Annotated in this window: 20 protein-coding genes and 1 pseudogene; 11 read left to right on the top strand and 10 right to left on the bottom strand. The window is 70.7% G+C overall.

Features of this window, described 5'->3' with window-relative positions; all coding sequences use genetic code 11:
* Positions 1-561 carry an AAA family ATPase gene (locus E1294_RS04630; protein WP_132504811.1) on the top strand — a complete coding sequence of 187 codons (561 nt, stop codon included), beginning with the start codon at positions 1-3 and terminating at the stop codon, positions 559-561.
* 961 nt (positions 562-1522) lie between these two features.
* On the opposite strand, the gene E1294_RS55455 is transcribed toward E1294_RS04630, so the two are convergent.
* Positions 1523-1858: a hypothetical protein gene (locus tag E1294_RS55455; RefSeq protein ID WP_246082813.1), complete on the bottom strand. Its 336-nt coding sequence runs from the start codon at positions 1856-1858 to the stop codon at positions 1523-1525.
* A 108-nt stretch (positions 1859-1966) separates the two neighbouring features.
* The gene (locus E1294_RS04620) at positions 1967-2776 is read right to left on the bottom strand and encodes an efflux RND transporter periplasmic adaptor subunit (protein WP_132504809.1); all 810 of its coding nucleotides are present in this window, start codon (positions 2774-2776) and stop codon (positions 1967-1969) included.
* Positions 2777-3042: 266 nt separating this feature from the next.
* Between E1294_RS04620 and E1294_RS04615 the strand changes: the two genes are divergently transcribed.
* Together E1294_RS04615 and E1294_RS04610 are read left to right on the top strand one after the other, a co-directional pair.
* Positions 3043-4179 (top strand): sensor histidine kinase, encoded by a 1137-nt coding sequence (locus E1294_RS04615; RefSeq protein ID WP_132504807.1) that lies wholly within the window; start codon positions 3043-3045, stop codon positions 4177-4179.
* Positions 4180-4231: 52 nt separating this feature from the next.
* Positions 4232-4885: a response regulator transcription factor gene (locus tag E1294_RS04610; RefSeq protein WP_132504805.1), complete on the top strand. Its 654-nt coding sequence runs from the start codon at positions 4232-4234 to the stop codon at positions 4883-4885.
* 18 nt (positions 4886-4903) lie between these two features.
* Here the strand turns inward: E1294_RS04610 and E1294_RS04605 are convergent, their stop codons facing one another.
* Entirely contained in the window at positions 4904-5968 is a 1065-nt protein-coding gene (locus tag E1294_RS04605) for a TraB/GumN family protein (RefSeq protein WP_132504803.1), read from the bottom strand.
* Between the two features lie 244 nt (positions 5969-6212).
* Here E1294_RS04605 and E1294_RS55450 point away from each other — a divergent pair, with 244 nt between their 5' ends.
* The gene (locus E1294_RS55450) at positions 6213-6509 is read left to right on the top strand and encodes a cytochrome P450 (protein ID WP_246082812.1); all 297 of its coding nucleotides are present in this window, start codon (positions 6213-6215) and stop codon (positions 6507-6509) included.
* A gap of 83 nt (positions 6510-6592) precedes the next feature.
* On the top strand, positions 6593-7033 hold the full coding sequence (locus E1294_RS04595) for a MarR family winged helix-turn-helix transcriptional regulator (RefSeq protein WP_132504801.1): 441 nt from the start codon (positions 6593-6595) through the stop codon (positions 7031-7033).
* Here E1294_RS04595 and E1294_RS04590 read toward each other — a convergent pair.
* Positions 6999-8012, bottom strand: coding sequence for a LysR family transcriptional regulator (locus E1294_RS04590; RefSeq protein WP_132504799.1), 1014 nt, complete (start codon positions 8010-8012; stop codon positions 6999-7001). The two genes, E1294_RS04595 and E1294_RS04590, sit on opposite strands and share 35 nt — an antisense overlap.
* Before the next feature lie 105 nt (positions 8013-8117).
* Here E1294_RS04590 and E1294_RS04585 point away from each other — a divergent pair, with 105 nt between their 5' ends.
* Genes E1294_RS04585 through E1294_RS04575 form a run of 3 tightly spaced genes read left to right on the top strand, consistent with a single transcriptional unit; the run spans position 8118 to position 10446 of the window.
* Positions 8118-9101, top strand: coding sequence for a branched-chain amino acid transaminase (locus E1294_RS04585; protein ID WP_165977080.1), 984 nt, complete (start codon positions 8118-8120; stop codon positions 9099-9101).
* Positions 9098-9490 (top strand): cupin domain-containing protein, encoded by a 393-nt coding sequence (locus E1294_RS04580; protein WP_132504795.1) that lies wholly within the window; start codon positions 9098-9100, stop codon positions 9488-9490. Before E1294_RS04585 ends, E1294_RS04580 begins: the two co-directional genes overlap by 4 nt.
* Positions 9487-10446: a zinc-binding dehydrogenase gene (locus E1294_RS04575; protein WP_132504793.1), complete on the top strand. Its 960-nt coding sequence runs from the start codon at positions 9487-9489 to the stop codon at positions 10444-10446. Before E1294_RS04580 ends, E1294_RS04575 begins: the two co-directional genes overlap by 4 nt.
* 293 nt (positions 10447-10739) lie before the next feature.
* Here E1294_RS04575 and E1294_RS04570 read toward each other — a convergent pair whose 3' ends face one another.
* Together E1294_RS04570 and E1294_RS04565 are read right to left on the bottom strand one after the other, a co-directional pair.
* A complete protein-coding gene (locus E1294_RS04570; RefSeq protein WP_132504791.1) occupies positions 10740-11057 on the bottom strand; it encodes a hypothetical protein in 318 nt (105 codons plus the stop codon).
* 109 nt (positions 11058-11166) lie between these two features.
* Positions 11167-11523 carry an ArsR/SmtB family transcription factor gene (locus tag E1294_RS04565; protein WP_132504789.1) on the bottom strand — a complete coding sequence of 119 codons (357 nt, stop codon included), beginning with the start codon at positions 11521-11523 and terminating at the stop codon, positions 11167-11169.
* Between the two features lie 50 nt (positions 11524-11573).
* Here E1294_RS04565 and E1294_RS04560 point away from each other — a divergent pair, with 50 nt between their 5' ends.
* Entirely contained in the window at positions 11574-12617 is a 1044-nt protein-coding gene (locus tag E1294_RS04560) for a cation diffusion facilitator family transporter (RefSeq protein WP_132504787.1), read from the top strand.
* Positions 12618-12687: 70 nt separating this feature from the next.
* A complete protein-coding gene (locus E1294_RS04555) occupies positions 12688-13821 on the top strand; it encodes an MFS transporter (protein ID WP_132504785.1) in 1134 nt (377 codons plus the stop codon).
* 18 nt (positions 13822-13839) lie between these two features.
* On the opposite strand, the gene E1294_RS04550 is transcribed toward E1294_RS04555, so the two are convergent.
* A complete protein-coding gene (locus E1294_RS04550) occupies positions 13840-14097 on the bottom strand; it encodes a hypothetical protein (protein ID WP_132504783.1) in 258 nt (85 codons plus the stop codon).
* Positions 14098-14100: 3 nt separating this feature from the next.
* On the opposite strand from E1294_RS04550, the gene E1294_RS57020 reads away from it, so the two are divergent.
* Positions 14101-14364 carry a class I SAM-dependent methyltransferase gene (locus E1294_RS57020; protein WP_132504781.1) on the top strand — a complete coding sequence of 88 codons (264 nt, stop codon included), beginning with the start codon at positions 14101-14103 and terminating at the stop codon, positions 14362-14364.
* A gap of 58 nt (positions 14365-14422) precedes the next feature.
* Here E1294_RS57020 and E1294_RS04540 read toward each other — a convergent pair whose 3' ends face one another.
* From E1294_RS04540 to E1294_RS04530, 3 genes and pseudogenes are all read right to left on the bottom strand, one after another.
* Positions 14423-15322: a M56 family metallopeptidase gene (locus E1294_RS04540; RefSeq protein ID WP_132504779.1), complete on the bottom strand. Its 900-nt coding sequence runs from the start codon at positions 15320-15322 to the stop codon at positions 14423-14425.
* The gene (locus tag E1294_RS04535) at positions 15319-15684 is read right to left on the bottom strand and encodes a BlaI/MecI/CopY family transcriptional regulator (protein WP_132504777.1); all 366 of its coding nucleotides are present in this window, start codon (positions 15682-15684) and stop codon (positions 15319-15321) included. The genes E1294_RS04540 and E1294_RS04535 overlap by 4 nt, the downstream gene beginning before the upstream one ends.
* A pseudogene (locus E1294_RS04530) lies at positions 15681-16050 on the bottom strand (hypothetical protein); the annotation flags it as partial. The pseudogene E1294_RS04530 and the gene E1294_RS04535, both read right to left, overlap by 4 nt.

Here is a 16050-nt window from a genome sequence, read left to right as displayed (position 1 = left end):
ATGGAGGACACTCTGGTGCGGCGTCAGCGACCGGCGATCTCCCTGTTGGCCTCCGTCTTCCCCGCTCTGGCCGGCGAACCGGCCGACGACACGCAGCTCAGCCCTTTCACCCGCAATCGGTTCTACCGGGCCGTCAGGGGCGTGCTCGAGGAGCTTGCCGCTCCTGGGGGTTTGGCTCTGGTACTGGACGACGTGCACTGGGCCGACGAGGCCTCGGCCGAGCTGCTCGGCTATCTGGTCCGCCATCCGCCCGGCGGTGGCGTGCTCATGGCGCTGGCCTACCGTCCCGCGCAGGCCCCATCCCATCTGGCCAAACTGGTGCAGCCTGCTATGCACGCTCACCGGCTGACGGTGGATCCGCTGAGCCATGCCGAGGTGGAGGAATTTGTCGGCCCTGCGGCCGGCCCTGCCCGTTCACAGGTGTTGTACGAGGTCAGCGGCGGCAACCCCTTCTATCTGGAGGTCCTGGCAGACCTGGGCTCTCCGGTCATGGCCGAGACGACGCCGGGTGGTCTGCCCGCCGATCTGCGTACCGCGCTCAAGTTGGAACTCATCGGGTAGACGTCCTCATGGAACTCGCCAGGCTACAGGCGATCAGTGGCCAACTGCGCGAGGGCAGGAGCACGGCGCAGCAGGCGCTGCGGTTGCTGCCCACCTCTGATCATGCGCGACGGGCGTCGGTGGTCCGGCGCTCGGCCATGATCGACCGGCTGCTCGGCCGACCGTCCGAAGGGCAGGCACTGCTCATGGCGGAGCTCAACCGCATGCCTCATCCCCTGCTGCGCGCGGCGGTGCCACTGCGGTTGCGGCTCGTTGGGGACAACCTCATGCGCGGTGACGTCCAGGCCGCTCAGCACTACTTGGATCTCATCCCGGAAATCCCCGTTCAGGAGGAGCCGGGCATGGCTGTGGCCGTGGCCGCGCTGCGACCCATGACGGCCTATTCGGCTGGGCGGACGGAAGACGCGCTGGCCTACATCGAGGCTGCGGAGCGCCTGGTCGGCAAGACCTCCGACGAGCACCTGGCCGAATGGATCGACGCCTTGGCTTGGTTCTGCTGGGCACAAACGCTGCTGGGGCGCCAGAAGCCGGCGCTGCACTGGTTCTCGCGCGCTGTCGCTGTGGCCCGATCGACGGGCCAGAACTACATCCTGCCGAACCTGCTGGCCGGACAGGCTCGGACGCTCTGGCAAGCCGGCGAGCTGTCAGCAGCGGATATGGCGGGCGACGAGGCGACGGAGATGGCCAGATCGCAGTCGGCGGTGCAGTTGCTGGCCTTTGGACTGACCGAGCGCTGCCTGGTGGCCTCCTGGGCAGGGCGGCACGAGGAGGCTCTGCGAGACGCCGAGGAAGCGAAGCAGGTGTGCGGCGGCAGGGCACAGTCATGGGCGGCCACCGCCCACTACGCTGGTGCACGGGTGCTGATCAACTCAGGGGAGGTGGCCGCGGGCGCGCAGGCGCTGGAGCAGGTTTGCGCGCCGTCCGCCAGGATTCTCCTCGGCCCGGCTACGCGGCTCGCCTGCTACGAGGCCATGGCGTTGGCCGAGCTGACCCAGGAGCGGGGCGAGCAGGCCACGCTGTGGATCTTCCCCGGCCGGAACTCGGCCCGGTCGGCGAGCCCCACGCGGGCCAGTGCCTGCGCCGCCAGCTCGCGCCGCTCGCGGACGTCCACCCCGGCGTAGAGCAGCCCGTCCGCCACGTTCTCCAGCGCCGTCGAGTGCTCGGCCAGGAAGAACTGCTGGAACACGAACCCGATCTCGCGGGCGCGCAACCGGGCGAGCCGCCGGTCGTCCAGGTCCGCGACGTCGACCCCGTTGATCCGTACGACGCCGCCGCTGGGCCGTTCGAGTGTGCCCATGACGTGCAGGAGCGTTGTCTTCCCCGACCCGGAGGGCCCCAGATCGCCACGAGTTCGCCCTGCCGCACCGTGAAGCTCACGCCCCGCAGCGCCGGCACGGGTGGCTGCTCACCGTAGGTCTTGGTCACCGTCTCCAGTTCGAGTACGGCGGGCGCGTCGCCGCCGGTCAGGACAGCCGGCCCGGTTTGCTGAATGGTGCTCATGTCGAGGGCACCACCACTCGCTGACCGGGTGTGAGGTCTCCCTCCACCTGCACCAGGCCGTTGGCGTCGTCGAACAGGCCCAGCGTGATGGGCACCAGTTCCGGGGCCTCCGCGGGGGCGCGTTCTCCACCGCGTACCCACCGCCCGCCCGGGCCACGAGCGCGGTGACCGGCACGATCAGCGCGTATTTGACTCCGGCCGTGGTGATCTGCACCTGGACCGGCGCGTGGTCCAGGCCACGGGCGTCCTTCGGGCGTTTGAGCCTGATGTAGACGGGGATCGTGGCGTTCGAGGCGCCGGAGCCGCAGCTCTCGCCTGAGCCCGCGGTCGCCACCGTGCCGATGCCGCGCACCACGCCGGTGGTGGTGCGGTTGCCGGGCAGGGTGATCTGCGCCGCGTCGCCGGCCTTGACCTCGGACTGCTGCGAGGGGTTGAGGTCGATCGTTACCTGGTGGTCGTTCGAGGTCGCCTCCGCGACGGGCGCGCCCATCCGCGCATCGGCGCCGAGCTTGGCCGTCACCTTTCCGATGCGCAGCGGTCCCGGCAGGGTCACGGCCTCGCCCAGGTCCAGCGTGCCGCTCTCCTCGGCACCCAGGTGGTCCTGCAACCGTCGCAACGCGGCTCTGGTCCGCCAGTCGAAGTCGTCGGAGGACGCCTGCGGGCCGTTGCCGTCGGCGTACCCGAGTTCGACCAGGTTCTTGTTGAGCTCGCGCACGTCACGCCCGCTGTGCCCGCTCGCCAGGTTCCGGTAGGGCGGTACTTTGCCGCAGAGCAGCGCCGCCGCAGGCCGCGAGCCCGAGTCCGAGGAGCGCGATCACGATGGTGTGTTTCGTCATGTCAGGTCCTTTCGTTTCCGGACCTGATTTGTACAGATGGGGCGGTCACGGCCCGGTCCGCGGGATTGTGACGCGGGTGTGACCGGGGCGGCGCATATGCTCCCCGTCTATGGAGGATCGTCTCGAACGGAGGCGGGACTGAGTCATGCGCCTGCCCGCCCGCACCATGCGCCTGCGCCTGACGCTGCTGTACAGCTCGGTGTTCGCCGGCTCCGGCATCATCCTGCTGGGCATCACGTACCTGCTGGTCAGCCATGCCGCCGGAATCTTCCACGTCACAGGGGACTTCGGCGGCTCGCAGAGCGCCGACATCTCCTTCTCCGGCAAACCATCGCTGCCGGAGCTCGCCCAGGTGCGGGCACTGGTGGACCGCCATCGCGACGCGATCCTGCACGAACTGCTGGTCCAGTCGGGGATCGCGCTGGCCATCATGATGGTCGTCTCGGTCGCGCTGGGCTGGCTGGTCGCGGGGCGCGCCCTGCGGCCGATGGGGGCGATGGCGGTCACCGTACGAGAGATCTCCGCCGGGAACCTGCACGAACGGCTGGCCGTCCAGACGCCGCACGACGAGCTGAAGGACCTGGCCGACACGGTGGATGAGTTGCTGGCCCGGCTGGAGTCCGCCTTCGACGCCCAGAAGCACTTCGTCGCAAACGCCGCGCACGAACTCCGAACACCGCTGACCCTCGAACGCGCCTTGCTGGAGGAGGCGCTGACCGATGGTGAGGCCACGAGGGCGTCGTTCCGCGTGCTGGCCGACCGGCTACTCAGGCTCAGCATCGACCAGGACCGCCGGCTGGAGGCGCTGCTCACGCTGGCCAACAGCGAGCGCGGACCGGACCGGCAGGAGCCCTTCGACCTGGCCGCCGTCGTGGAGCGGGTGCTGGACGCCGCGCCTTCCCGGATCGGGGCTGCGCTGGCCGCCGCGCCCGTCTCAGGCGATCCGGCCCAGGTCGAACGGCTGATCGCCAACCTGGTGGACAACGCCGTGCAGCACAACGTGCCGGGCGGCCGGGCGAACGTCGTGACCGGGGTCCAGGACGGGCGGGCGCTGCTGTCGGTCTCCAACTCCGGGCCCGTGATCCCTCCGGGGGAGATCGAGCGGCTGTTCGCGCCCTTCCAGCGGCTCAGAACCGAGCGGACGACACACGACGACGGGCACCACGGGCTCGGCTTGTCCATCGTCCAGGCCGTCGCCACCGCCCACAATGCCGTCATCACTGCGCACGCCGCACCTTCAGGAGGTCTTCTCGTGGAGATCGCGTTCCCGCTCCGGAGGTAGCGAGCCGCTTGTGACGCGGGTGTGACCGGGGCGGCGCATATGCTCCCCCTCTATGAGAGTGCTGGTCGTGGAGGATCATCTCGAACTGGCGGAGTCGCTGGCCCGGGTGCTGCGTCGTGAGGGGATGGCGATCGACGTCGTCCACGACGGCGACGCCGCGCTCGAACGTATCGAGCTGACCGCGTACGACGTCGTCGTGCTCGACCGTGACCTGCCCGGAACCCACGGTGATGAGGTGTGCGCCCGGGTGATCTCCCGCAGAGCACCCACGCGTGTGCTCATGCTGACCGCGTCGGGCACACTCGCCGACCGCGTCGAGGGCCTCAGCCTGGGGGCCGACGACTATCTGGCCAAGCCCTTCGCGTACGCGGAGCTGGTGGCGCGGATCCGGGCGCTCGGCCGGCGACTGCAGCCGCCGGTGCCGCCCATCCTGACGCACGGCGATCTGCGACTCGATTCCGGGCAGCGCACGGCCGGCCGTGCCGGGATGCGGCTGGCGCTCACCCCCAAGGAACTGGCGGTGCTCGAATACCTCCTGGCCGCGCAGGGCCGCGTCGTGTCCGCCGAGGAACTGCTCGAACGGGTGTGGGACGAGGCGGCCGATCCGTTCACCACGACCGTCAAGGCGACGATCAACCGGCTGCGGGCCAAGCTCGGCGATCCACCGGTGATCGAGACCGTCCCCCGCAGCGGGTACCGGATCTGAGCCCCGCCGCCTGCGTCGTCACTCGCACCGCAGCGGGCCGGGCAGTTCTTGCGGGGTGAAGCGTACGGACTGCTCCTTCCTGAGGCCGTCCAGCTCTACGATGCCGCCGTACAGGGTGTTGCGGCGTTGCAGCTCCTCCCAGTACGCCTCGTCGAGGTAGATGGCCGGGTTCTCCCGCGACATCGTCAGCTCGTTCGCGTCGCCCAGGTAGAGGCCGGCGTCGATGAGGAAGCGCAGCGGCACGCCGCAGTTCTTGTTGGACATCCCCGACGGACTCTTGACGGGAGTGGGGAGAACCATTCCTGCGTCGAACCGCCCGAGCCAGGTGCCCAAGGCAGGGATGACGCTGCGCCGCTCGTATCGGGAAAGGCGCTTGCCCAGGCCGCCCGGATCGCCGGCCAGAGGGGCCAGGCCGGCGATCACGTACGTCTTCGCGCCCAGCTTCTCGGCGGCCGAGACGATCGCGGACGTGCGGAGCACGTGGCCAGTGCCGTAACAGATCAGGGCCCTGCGGCCCTTCCTGATCACTTCCTTCTCCACCACCGAGGCCGCGTGGCTGTCACGCCGCACCAGGAACGGCGTGAGCTCCTCCCTCGACGTGACAGCCGACCAGTCGATGGGCGGATCCCCGAGCAGCACCCGGATACGTCTGGCCGCCGGCAGCGTCTGGTTGATCGCGCGGATCGTGTGGAAGAACCGCTCGTACACCGGGGCGTCCCACGTGCCGAGCGGTGACTGCGTGGTGTCGCGCCACGCCTTCCGCAACTCGGCATTCTCCACCGGCATGCCCGCGATGAACCGGTCCACCATCGCCTGATGACGGGCGTTGCCGAACTCGACGACCACGTCGTCGACCACGCCGGGCAGGCGGGGGTCGGTCAGCAGCGCCATCAGGGCGTCGTGGTGATCCTGCAGGCCGTGCACCTCGCCGATGGCGACGAGGCGGTGCTTCCTGAACGCGGTGCGGACGACGTCCGCCAGATCGCCGCGGGTGGTGGCGGCAGCCGTAGGCGTTCCCAGCAGCGACGCGGCCACCCCGGCGGCAGATGCGGCGATGAATCTACGTCGATCATGGTGTGTCATGGTTCGTCTCCTCTGGATGTCCGCACCTGTTGTACGGACCCGGCGGTCACAACACGGTTCGTGATCCTGTGACCCCGGCGTGACCGGGGCCTGACGTATCCTCATGGGTGTTGATGTGCACGAGCGTGGTCTGCAGGACGCGCAGGCACAGTTTCCTGACCGGGCTGGCCAAGGAAGGGCCGGTCAGCCGTGGCACCCACGTGGATGGGACCCCATCCGGCAGATCACCGGTTACCCGGAGAGCGTGACGGTGCTGACCGGCCCCCACTCGAGCAACAAGATGGCCGCGGTGGCCGGGTTGCCCGACGACGTGGCGCCGTACCTGACGTCGCGGCGGCGGTGGAGGAGTTCCTGCGCCACGGCGGGTTCGCCGAGGTCGCCGTCATACGCCACACCCCTGGGCGCCGCGTTGGCCCGTGCCGAGGCACAGATCACGCTCACCGGCCTGTTCGAGCGCTTCCCTGACCTCACCCTGGCCGGCGAGGTTGGCTGGCAGCCGGGCCTCGGACGGGTGCTCACCGGCCTGCCGGTCCGTCCGTAAGAGCCGCCCCCTTCCTGGACCGCGCGGAGGCGCGTCTACTATCACTTGACCAAGTCAAGCAATCGATTAAGTTGGTCAACGATATGTGGTCTCTTGATGACGAAATCCTGGCCGCCGGTTGCGCGCTCGCCCGGTTCCATCGATGGTTCACCGACGGTGTCCGGGAAGCCGTGGAGGGCCTCTCGTATTCGGCGACGGAGGGCTGGGTGGTGTTCGAGCTGGCACGCCAGGACGTCATCGAGGTGACGAGCCTACGTCGCCGGCTCGGCATCGATCCCGGCTATCTCAGCCGTGTGCTGTCCCGGTTGCAGGCGGCCCGGTTGATCACCAGGCAGCGGGCACCGGCGGACGCACGCTGTCAGACCGTCCGCCTGACGACGCGTGGTCTCGCACTGTCGCACGCCATCGACGCCCACCTGGCCCAGGCCGTACGGGGGCATCTGGCCGAGCTCCCGAACGGCGACCAGCGCCGCGTCATCGACGCGATGGTCACGATCCGCCAGGCCATGAGCGCGGCCCCCTGAATTCCCGCACGTCCCCGGTGGCGCGGCCGGGAATGACGATCTGGTCGGGGTCGTCGCCCGTCGGGCCGCAGGCCGCGGCGAGGTCGGCGGCGACGTCACGGAGATGGTCGATCATGACCGTGACGGCCGGCAGCCGGTATGGGGCGGCCGGCGTCGCGGTCATGACGGTCCTGGTGAGCGAGGGCTCGGCGAGCGGCCGTACGACCAGGCCGGAGGGGGTGGCCGGCAGGGTGAGCCAGGGGGCGAGCGCGACTCCCAGTCCGGCGGCGACCAGGCCTCGTACGGTCATCTGATCGTCGGTGCGGAAGGCGATGCGCGGCTCGAAGCCGGCCTCGCGGCAGGCCCGGGGCAGGACGTCCATCGTGGAGCCGTGGTGTACGCCCTGGATCCAGGATTCGTCGGCGAGGTCGGTCAGCCGCAGACGTCCGCGATGGGCCAGCCGGTGGCGCGGGGGCAGCGCGACGTGCAGCGGGTCGACTAGAAGCGGGAGCAGGTCGATGCCGGGAGACGGCTCCAGCGGCACGACGGGGAACTCGTACACCAGCGCGAGGTCCAGCCGGTGCGTGGCCATCGCGGCCAGGGCCTCGTCCCGGTCGACCTCGGTCAGCTCCAGCGCCACCCCGGGTCTGTCGCGTTGAAAGGCCCGCACGGCCTGCGGCATCAGCGTGGCGTTGGCCGTGGTGAAGGAGCCGAAGCGAACCCGTCCGCCGCTGCCGTCGGCGACCGCCGCCACGGCGCTCTCGGCCGCCCGCACCTCCGACATGATCACGGCGGTGTGCCGGACCAGCGCCCGGCCGGCCTCGGTGAGCCGCACGCCGCGGGCGTGCCGTTCGAGCAGCCGCGCACCCGCCTCGCGCTCCAGCACGGTGATCTGCTGCGAAACGGCCGAGGTCGTGTAGGACAGGGCTTCGGCCGCACGGGTGAGCGATCCCTGCCGGGCGACCTCGTCGAGGACGCGGAGCCGCGCGATGTCGAGCATACGCACATACTAAAGGTTGTCTTAAGAAGCCTTCGATTGTGCTTAACCATGGTGCCGACTTAACGTCTCCTCATGCGGGCGATCCAAGAAGGTCGAGGTCAAGCCATGATCGAACAGGTGGCCACGGCCACCCCCGGCGGCATCTCGTTCGGCGTGCCCTACGAATGGGTCTTCGTGGACGGCGAGTTCGTGCCGTCGGAGGAGGCGCGGCTGAGCGTTCTCGCGAACGTCGTCTCGTACGGAACCGGCACGTTCGAGGGGATCAGAGCCACGTGGAACGAAGAGCACCGGCAGCTCTACCTGCTGGAGGCGGAGGCGCACTACGAGCGGATGGGACGCTCCGCGCGGATCCTTGGGCTGGAGCTGCTCTTTTCCCCCGCGGACCTGGTGGCTCTGACCAGGGAACTGCTGCGCAGGAACCAGGTACGCGCCAGCGCCTACATCCGCCCCTTGCTGCTCCTCGCCGGTGAGCAGCTCGCCGTGCGTATGCACGACTCGGGCAGCCGGTTGTGCATCCCGGCGACGCCGATGCCCGGCGACTACATCAACCCCGACGGCGTGCGATGCATGGTGAGCACCTGGCGGCGTAGCCGTGACACCGCCGTCCCCAACAGGGCCAAAGTGATCGGAAGCTACGTCGGCCCGGCGCTCGCCAAGACGGAGGCGATCAGGAACGGCTTCGACGAGGCGCTATTGCTGACCGCCGACGGGCACGTCGCCGAGGCGACCACGTCGAACGTTCTCATTCGCGTAGGGGACGAGTGGGCCACGCCGCCGGTCACCGAGGACATCCTTGAGGGGATCACCCGCCGCCAGATCATGGACCTGCTCCGTGAGGACTTCGGCATTACCGTCACCCAGCGTCGGATTCACCGCTCCGAGCTGTACGCGTGCGACGAGGCCCTGCTGTGCGGCACGGCCGCGATCGCCGCCCCGGTCACCGAGGTGGACGGCCGCCGGGTCGGAGACGGCCGTCCCGGCGCCACGACACTCGCGGTGCAGCGCACCTTGAGGGCGATCGCTCGGCGCGACGAAAGACGACATCACGACTGGACGACACCCGTGTACGACGAAGGGGAGGCACTGTGAGCGAGCCGACGGCGACGAGCGCGTTGAGCGACCTCGGTTCCATCCGGCCACTGCGGATCTGGAAGGACGTGACCGCCAGGGTGGTCCACAGTGAGCTGATCACGATGTCGGTGGTGGAGCTGCCGCCCGGTGGTCACGTACCCGAGCACCGACACGTGAACGAGCAGGTGGGGCTCTGCCTCGTCGGCTCGGTGACGTTCAGGGTGGGGGAGGAGACGCGGGAGCTCGGTCCCGGCGGCACGTGGCGGATCCTCGCTGACGTCCCGCACGAGTGCCACGCGGGGCCCGAGGGAGCGGTCGTCGTGGAGGTCTTCTCTCCCAGCCGGGGTGACTGGGACGGCGTCGAGGAGGCACCGGACGTCCCGCCGCGCTGGCCGGCCGGGGCATGAAAGCTCTCGCCGCGACCGGGGACGCCGACCTCATCGAGCTGGTACGTGTCCCCGATCCGTCACCGGCACCCGGGAACGTCCTGGTCGACGTGCGGGCCTTCTCCGTCAACAGGGGCGAACTACACCGTCTCCTGACGGCCGCGGCGGGCTGGCGTCCGGGGTGGGACTTCGCGGGCGTGATCGCGGATCCCGGTCCGCCGGACGCCGGAGACCTTGTCCCGGGCGTGCGGGTGTTCGGCATCGCGGCGGGCCGGAGCTGGGCCGAACGGGTCGCGGTTCCGGCGTGCCAGGCCGCCCGGATCCCCGAGGGGCTCTCCTGGGAACAGGCGGCGGCCCTCCCCACGGCCGCACTGACTGCCCTGCGAACGCTGCGCATCCCCGGCGACCTGACCGGCGCGCGGACCCGGCGAGATCCCGGCGACCTGGCCGGTGCCGCGGTTCTGGTCACCGGGGCAGCCGGCGGGGTCGGACGATTCGCCGTGCAGCTCGCCCGCCGGGCGGGCGCCAAGGTGACGGCCGTCGTCGGCCGTCCCGAACGCGGTCGTGAGCTCGGCTCCCTCGGGGCCGACGAGGTCAGCGTCGGCACGAGACAGCTAGCGCCGGGATTCGACCTCATCCTCGAGTCCGGTGGCGGCGACTCGCTGAGGGAGGCGCTGCGGCTGGTCGCGCCGCGGGGAACAGTGGTCTCCTTCGGCAACTCCTCGCGCTCCGAGACCAAGTTGCCGGTGAGCGACTTCTATCCCAAGGAGGCCGCTCTGCGCGGGTTCTACCTGCTCAACGACCTGGCCACGGCGCAGACCGCGGACGACCTGACCTTTCTGGCCGGGCTGGTCGCGGCGGGGGAGCTAACCGTGGACCTCGCGCACACGGCCGCCTGGAGCGAGGCCCGCGCGGTCCTGGGCGGCCTGCGTGAACGGTCGGTGCCGGGCAAAGCCGTGCTCCGCGTGACTCCCTAGGTGAGGCCGCTGGAAGGGGCTGGCGGAGATCTCCGGGGCGTTGTACCCCGTCCACCTCCCGGCCCAGTTCGTACTGAACCGGTCCGGGTTGGTTGGAGGCCGCTGGTGCTGATCTGGTCTGTTCCGCAGCCCCATTCGGCGCCGTTGGGGTTGATCAGCGTGTGGGTGAGGAGCATGGAGGTGGCGTACTCGACCTTGACCCCGTGGCCGCCCCTATCAAGATCGCAGACTTCAATGTGGCGGCGATCGGCGGAGACGGTGATGAAACCGGCCTGCCAGTAGGAGTGGACCGGCTAACCGGGTTTGGTGTCACATTCGTTGAGACTGTAGGTCTGACCAGGCCAATCTTGCCCAATGGGAGCTGACCAGGACGGCGACATCGAGGTGATCATGTCCTGTTTGCGGGAGGGCGCATCGGTCGACACGTGGGTGAAGTGGTCGAGGCAGCCGGTCCAGGAGTGCACCTCCAGCAGGGCTTCGGGAAGGTCCACGATGGGCATGCGGGCGTCGATGCCGGCGCGCAGCGCGGTCAGGGAGGCGGGCTCATCCAGGCGGTCCAGGCCGGTGAGCACCAGGTGGTCCTTGCCGTCATCGTCCTTGGCCACGCGCACCCAGTCGTTGCGGCCGTCGTCCTCGCCGGACAGGCACGAGCCGAGCTGCTCGGGTCGACATCGACGTGCGGGGGCGGCTTGGACCCGAGGTGGGCGTCACCCAGCCCGGTCAGTCGTGTCTGGGGATGCCGGAGACCTCGTGGTCGGCGTGGAAGAGGGCCTCGTTGATGATGGCCCGGACGTGGGCGTCACGGGCTCGGTAGAGCACGCGGCGGCCGTCGCGCCGGGTCTGTACGAGACCGGCGAGGCGGAGTTTGGCCAGGTGCTGGGAGACCGATGGCCGGGCGACGTCGATGGCGGCTGACAGGCTGCTGACGTCGTACTCGCCGCCGGACAGCAGCCACATCAGGCGCAGCCGGGTAGCGTCGCTGAGCATCCGGAAGGCGTCGACGGCCGTGTCGACCTGCGCGCTTGTCGGTTGCTCTTGCGGCTGTGACGCACCTGATTGATTGTCGCGTGCATACATGACTACATATAATCCCGGCAATTGGGTCACATGCAAGCGAGAGGTACGCGATGGCTGAGGTTGGTCCCCCGCAGCACGGTCACGGACACGGTCACGGGCACGAACAGGCCAGGGGCAGGCGGTTGCTGTCGAAGCTTCGCCACGTCATCACCCCGCACAGCCATGACAGCGCCGACAAGACCGACACCGCGCTCGAGTCCAGCAGCCGGGGCATGCGCGTGCTGGCCATCTCGTTCGCCGCGCTGATCGCCACCGCGCTGGTGCAGGCCGTCATCGTCGCGCTGTCCGGGTCGGTGGCGCTGCTGGGCGACACGCTGCACAACTTCGCCGACGCGCTGACCGCGGTGCCGCTGGCGATCGCCTTCTCCCTGGGACGGCGGGCGGCCACGCGCCGCTTCACCTACGGCTACGGCAGGGCGGAGGATCTCGCCGGCGTCGTCATCGTGCTGCTGATCGGGGCGTCGGCTGCGCTGGCCGGTTTCGAGGCCGTCAAGCGGCTGATCAACCCGGCCGACATGCAGGCGCTGGGCCTGGTGGCCGCCGCCGGCGTGGTCGGGTTCCTCGGCAACGAGTGGGTCGCCCGCTACCGGATCAGAGTTGGCCGGGAGATCGGCTCGGCGGCGCTGGTGGCCGACGGCCTGCACGCCCGCACCGACGGCTTCACCTCGCTGGCCGTGCTGCTGGGAGCCGGTGGGGCGGCGCTCGGGTTCCCGCTGGCCGACCCCATTGTGGGCGTGCTGATCACCGTGGCCATCTGCTTCGTGCTGCGCGACGCCGCCCGCGAGATCTACCACCGGCTGATGGACGCGGTCGACCCCAAGCTGATCGCCCAGGCAGAGGAGATCCTGGCGGCGGTGTCCGGAGTGGAGCGGGTCGGGACGGTACGGCTGCGCTGGGTCGGTCACGCGCTGCGGGCCGAGGTCGAGATCGGCGTGCGGCATGACGCCTCGCTCATCGAGGCGCACGCCGTGGCGGTCGAGGCCGAACACCGGTTGATGCACGAGTTGCCGCGGCTTCGTGCGGCGACGGTGCATGCCGACCCGGACGGCCCGGCCGGTACCGATCATCACGCCGTTCTCCTCACCCACCGGTAAGGCCAGGTAAGGACGGTTTTGTCGGTAGCTTGTGCCAGGATGACGCGCCGGCGATTCAGGGGGACGGCGCATGCTGAGATCTTTGCCGGTGGCGGCCAGGACGCTGGTGTGGGTGCGCATCCTCAACGCGCTCGGCGCCTACGCCCTGTCGTTCCTGGCGGTGCTGATGGGGCCTGAGCTGGCCGCGGTGGCGCTGGCCTTGTTCGGGGTCACGGCGCTGGTCTCGCGGTGGGCGGGGGCGTTCCTGCTCGATCGGTTCTCGCCGCGCACGGTGCTGGCCGCCGGGTTGGTGGCGACCGGTCTGTCGCTGGCCGGGCTCGCGCTGGCGCATGGCCAGTTTCAGGTGCTGGTGGCGATCGCGGTGGTGGGGCTGGCCTTCGAGGTGTACGAGCCGGCGTCGCAGGAGTTGCTGGCCCGGGCGAGTACGGGGGAGCGGCGGCATCACACGTACGCGGTGATGGGGGTGGCGCTGTCGGCGGCCGGGGCGGTTGCGGGGTTGCTGGCGGCGGTGCTGCTGCCGCTCGGCGTGCGCTGGCTGGTGGCCGCCGACGCGCTCACCTGCCTGGTGGCGGCGGCTGTCGCGGTGACCTTCCTGCCCCGTGAGCTCGGCGGAGGCGGCGGTCGCGGTGAGCGTGAGGGAGCGGGTGGGCGGTGGCGGCCGCCGGCGGCGCTGATGCGGCTGACCGTGGCGGGCACCGCGTTCGCGGTCGGCTCCCTGGCCGTGATGATGTATCTGCCGCTGGCGCTGCTGGAGCGGGGCGCACCGGCGTGGCTGCCGGGGCTGGCGCTCGCGGGCGCGGCCGTGCTGGCGCCGGTGGCCTTGTGGCCGTCCTGGCGGCTGCTGGCCGGGCGCTCGCATGCGGTGATCCTCGGTGTCGGCACGGCGCTGCTGGGGGCGCTCGCGCTGGTCATGGCTGTCACGGCCAGTCCAGCTGTGACGATCGGCGCCTACCTGGCTTGTACGGTGGTGAACACGGTGCTGCTGGGCCGCTGGCAGTCCGCCGTGGCCGACGCCGCGCCGGAGGCCGATCGGCCGCGCTGGTTCGCTTTCCAAGGATCGTCGTGGGGCGTGGCGCAGCCGGCCGTGCCGCCGCTGGCCGCGCTGGCCGGCGCCGCGGCCGGAGCGATGGGGGCGGGCGCCTTCCTGGCAGCGGGCGTGGCCTTCCTGATGGTGCCCTTCATGCTGCGCCGTATCGCCGCCTGACCTCGATCACGGCTGCGATCACGGCTGTGCGGCCAGCGCACGCACGCCCGGAACGACAGTGGCGCGAAAGGCCGCCTCCAACTCGGCCGCAGTGGCGCTGATCTCCCCGTCCACCCATTTGACGAGCAGGGCCAGGAACGCCCCGACGACGCAGGTGACGACCAGGTCCAGCGACGTGGACGCCCGCACGCCACGGGCCAGCAGTTCGTCACGGACGGCTGCCTGCAGGACCTGCTCGCCGTGGGCCGTCACGGCCCGGCCAGTCTCGCGGTGCATCACATGCCGGCCGCCGATCGTGGCACGGCCATCAGGGAGATGTTCCGCGTGCTGCGGCCCGGCGGGCGATTGCTGATCGCCGAGTTCCGCCCGCCCGCCAACCCGCTGCTCGCCCGCCTGGTCGCGGCGCTGACCGGCCCTGCCATGCAGCAGAACGCGCACGACCTGCTCGGCGACCTCATCCCGCAGGCAGGCTTTCTGGCCCTGGACGCGGGCGATCTCCCGGTGATGCTCTCCTACGTCCGGGCTCGTCGGCCGGCCGCTTGAGCACCGGCGCTCGTTGATCAGCACGATACGGGACTCCGAGGTGCTGCGGCTGTTCGCCTCAGAGGGGCAGCAGGAACAGGCTGAGCGGGGTGGTCGCTACGGTGAGCACCGTCAGCAGCATGGCTGCCCCGGTCAGCAACCGCGGCGGGGGTTCCGGCGCCGACAGTCTGCGGAGGCGGGCGTCGATCTCGCCGGTGCTGCCGAGTGTGCCGGCGGGGGAGGGCAGGCGGTTACTGGAATGGAAGCGGCGCAGCGCCGCCGACAGCGTGGCGCGGCCGTGGGCGCGGGCGGCCCGGTCATCGGCGCGCATCTCGACCAGCATGGCGACGTGGCGCAGCATGGCACGCACCGCCCCGCTCCACGGCAGCGCACGCTCCAGCACGGCGAACGGCAGCAGCGCCAGGTCGTGCCGCTCGCGGGCGTGCGCCCACTCGTGGGCCAGCACGGCGGCCAGTTCGGTGCGGGGCAGCAGGCCGAGTGCGCCGGTGCTGACCACGATTGCCGCCTGCCTGCCCGGCACGCAGTACGCGGCCACGGCCGGATGCTCGACGACGTGGGCCCCGGCCGCGTCCGGGCCGGTGGCGGCGATCAGGCTGAGCAGCGCCCGCTGCCGTCGCCGCAGCGTCGCGAGCGAGCGGCAGGTCAGGACGAAGGCGATGAGCAGCCACCCGGTCAACGCGAGGCCCAGCACGATGGCCAGCATGTGCCCGGTCGTCAGGCGTACGGGCGGGTCGCCGCCGGCGAGGTGGGCCAGTCCGGGGACGATGCCCAGCCGGAGCGGGGCCAGGCCGATGGCCAGCAGTGCGCCGATCAGGGAGGAGACCGCGGTCAGCGCGATGGCCTGCCAGACGAGCACCCCGGCGCGCGGGCAGCGCGAGCTCCAGGGGGCGCGGGGCATCGCCATCGCGGCAGCCAGCGCGAGAGCCAGGGTGATGAGATGATGTGCGGCGTAGGTCACGGTTGCTCCCGATCCGGCGGCAGCGCCTCGCGCAGCGCCTCGGCCTCTTCGGCGGTGACCGAACGGGCGAAGTGGCTGAGCGCGGCGATCCGGTCGCCGGTCTCACTCAGCGCCGACAGCATCAGCTCGGCGATGTACGCCTCCCGCCCGGCGGCGGGCAGATAGCGCCAGGTGCGTCCGTCGTCGTCGCGCTCACGGCGCACGAATCCCTTGGCGGCCAGCCGGTTCATCACGGTCATCACCGTGGAGTACGCGAGCTTGCGGTCGGACAGCTCGTTGACCACCTCGCGGACGGTCATCCAGGTGCCGGAACGCCACAGCACGTCCATGATCGAGCGCTCCAGCTCGCCGAGACTGTTCACGCCCTCTCCTCGCTCTCCTCGTCGATGCTTTCGTTGCCGGTGCGTTGCCCGGCGGTGAGCACGGTCGCGGCGGCCAGCACCGCCGATGCGGCCCCGGCCAGGTAAGGCAGCGCCGCCCCGAGGTCGAACAGTAATCCAGCCGCGGCCGGGCCGGCCATCCGGGCGGCGGCGCCGGCGGACTGCCCGACGCCCAGCCGGGCCCCGCGCCGCCCGGCCGATCCGGCCGCGGCCAGCAGGCTGGAGACGGACGGGGTGAGCAGGCCGTGCCCGGCGGCCAGCAGGCAAAGCGCGGCCACGCACTGCCACGAGGTCGCCGCCAGCGCCATGGCCAGCAGACTGACCGCCATCACCGCCGCACCCCCCGCC

Origin of the sequence: Nonomuraea diastatica, from assembly GCF_004349015.1 — a bacterium.
Classification (GTDB): domain Bacteria; phylum Actinomycetota; class Actinomycetes; order Streptosporangiales; family Streptosporangiaceae; genus Nonomuraea; species Nonomuraea diastatica.
Note: the sequence above shows the minus strand (reverse complement) of the source record. Positions and strands in the feature narration are given on the sequence as shown.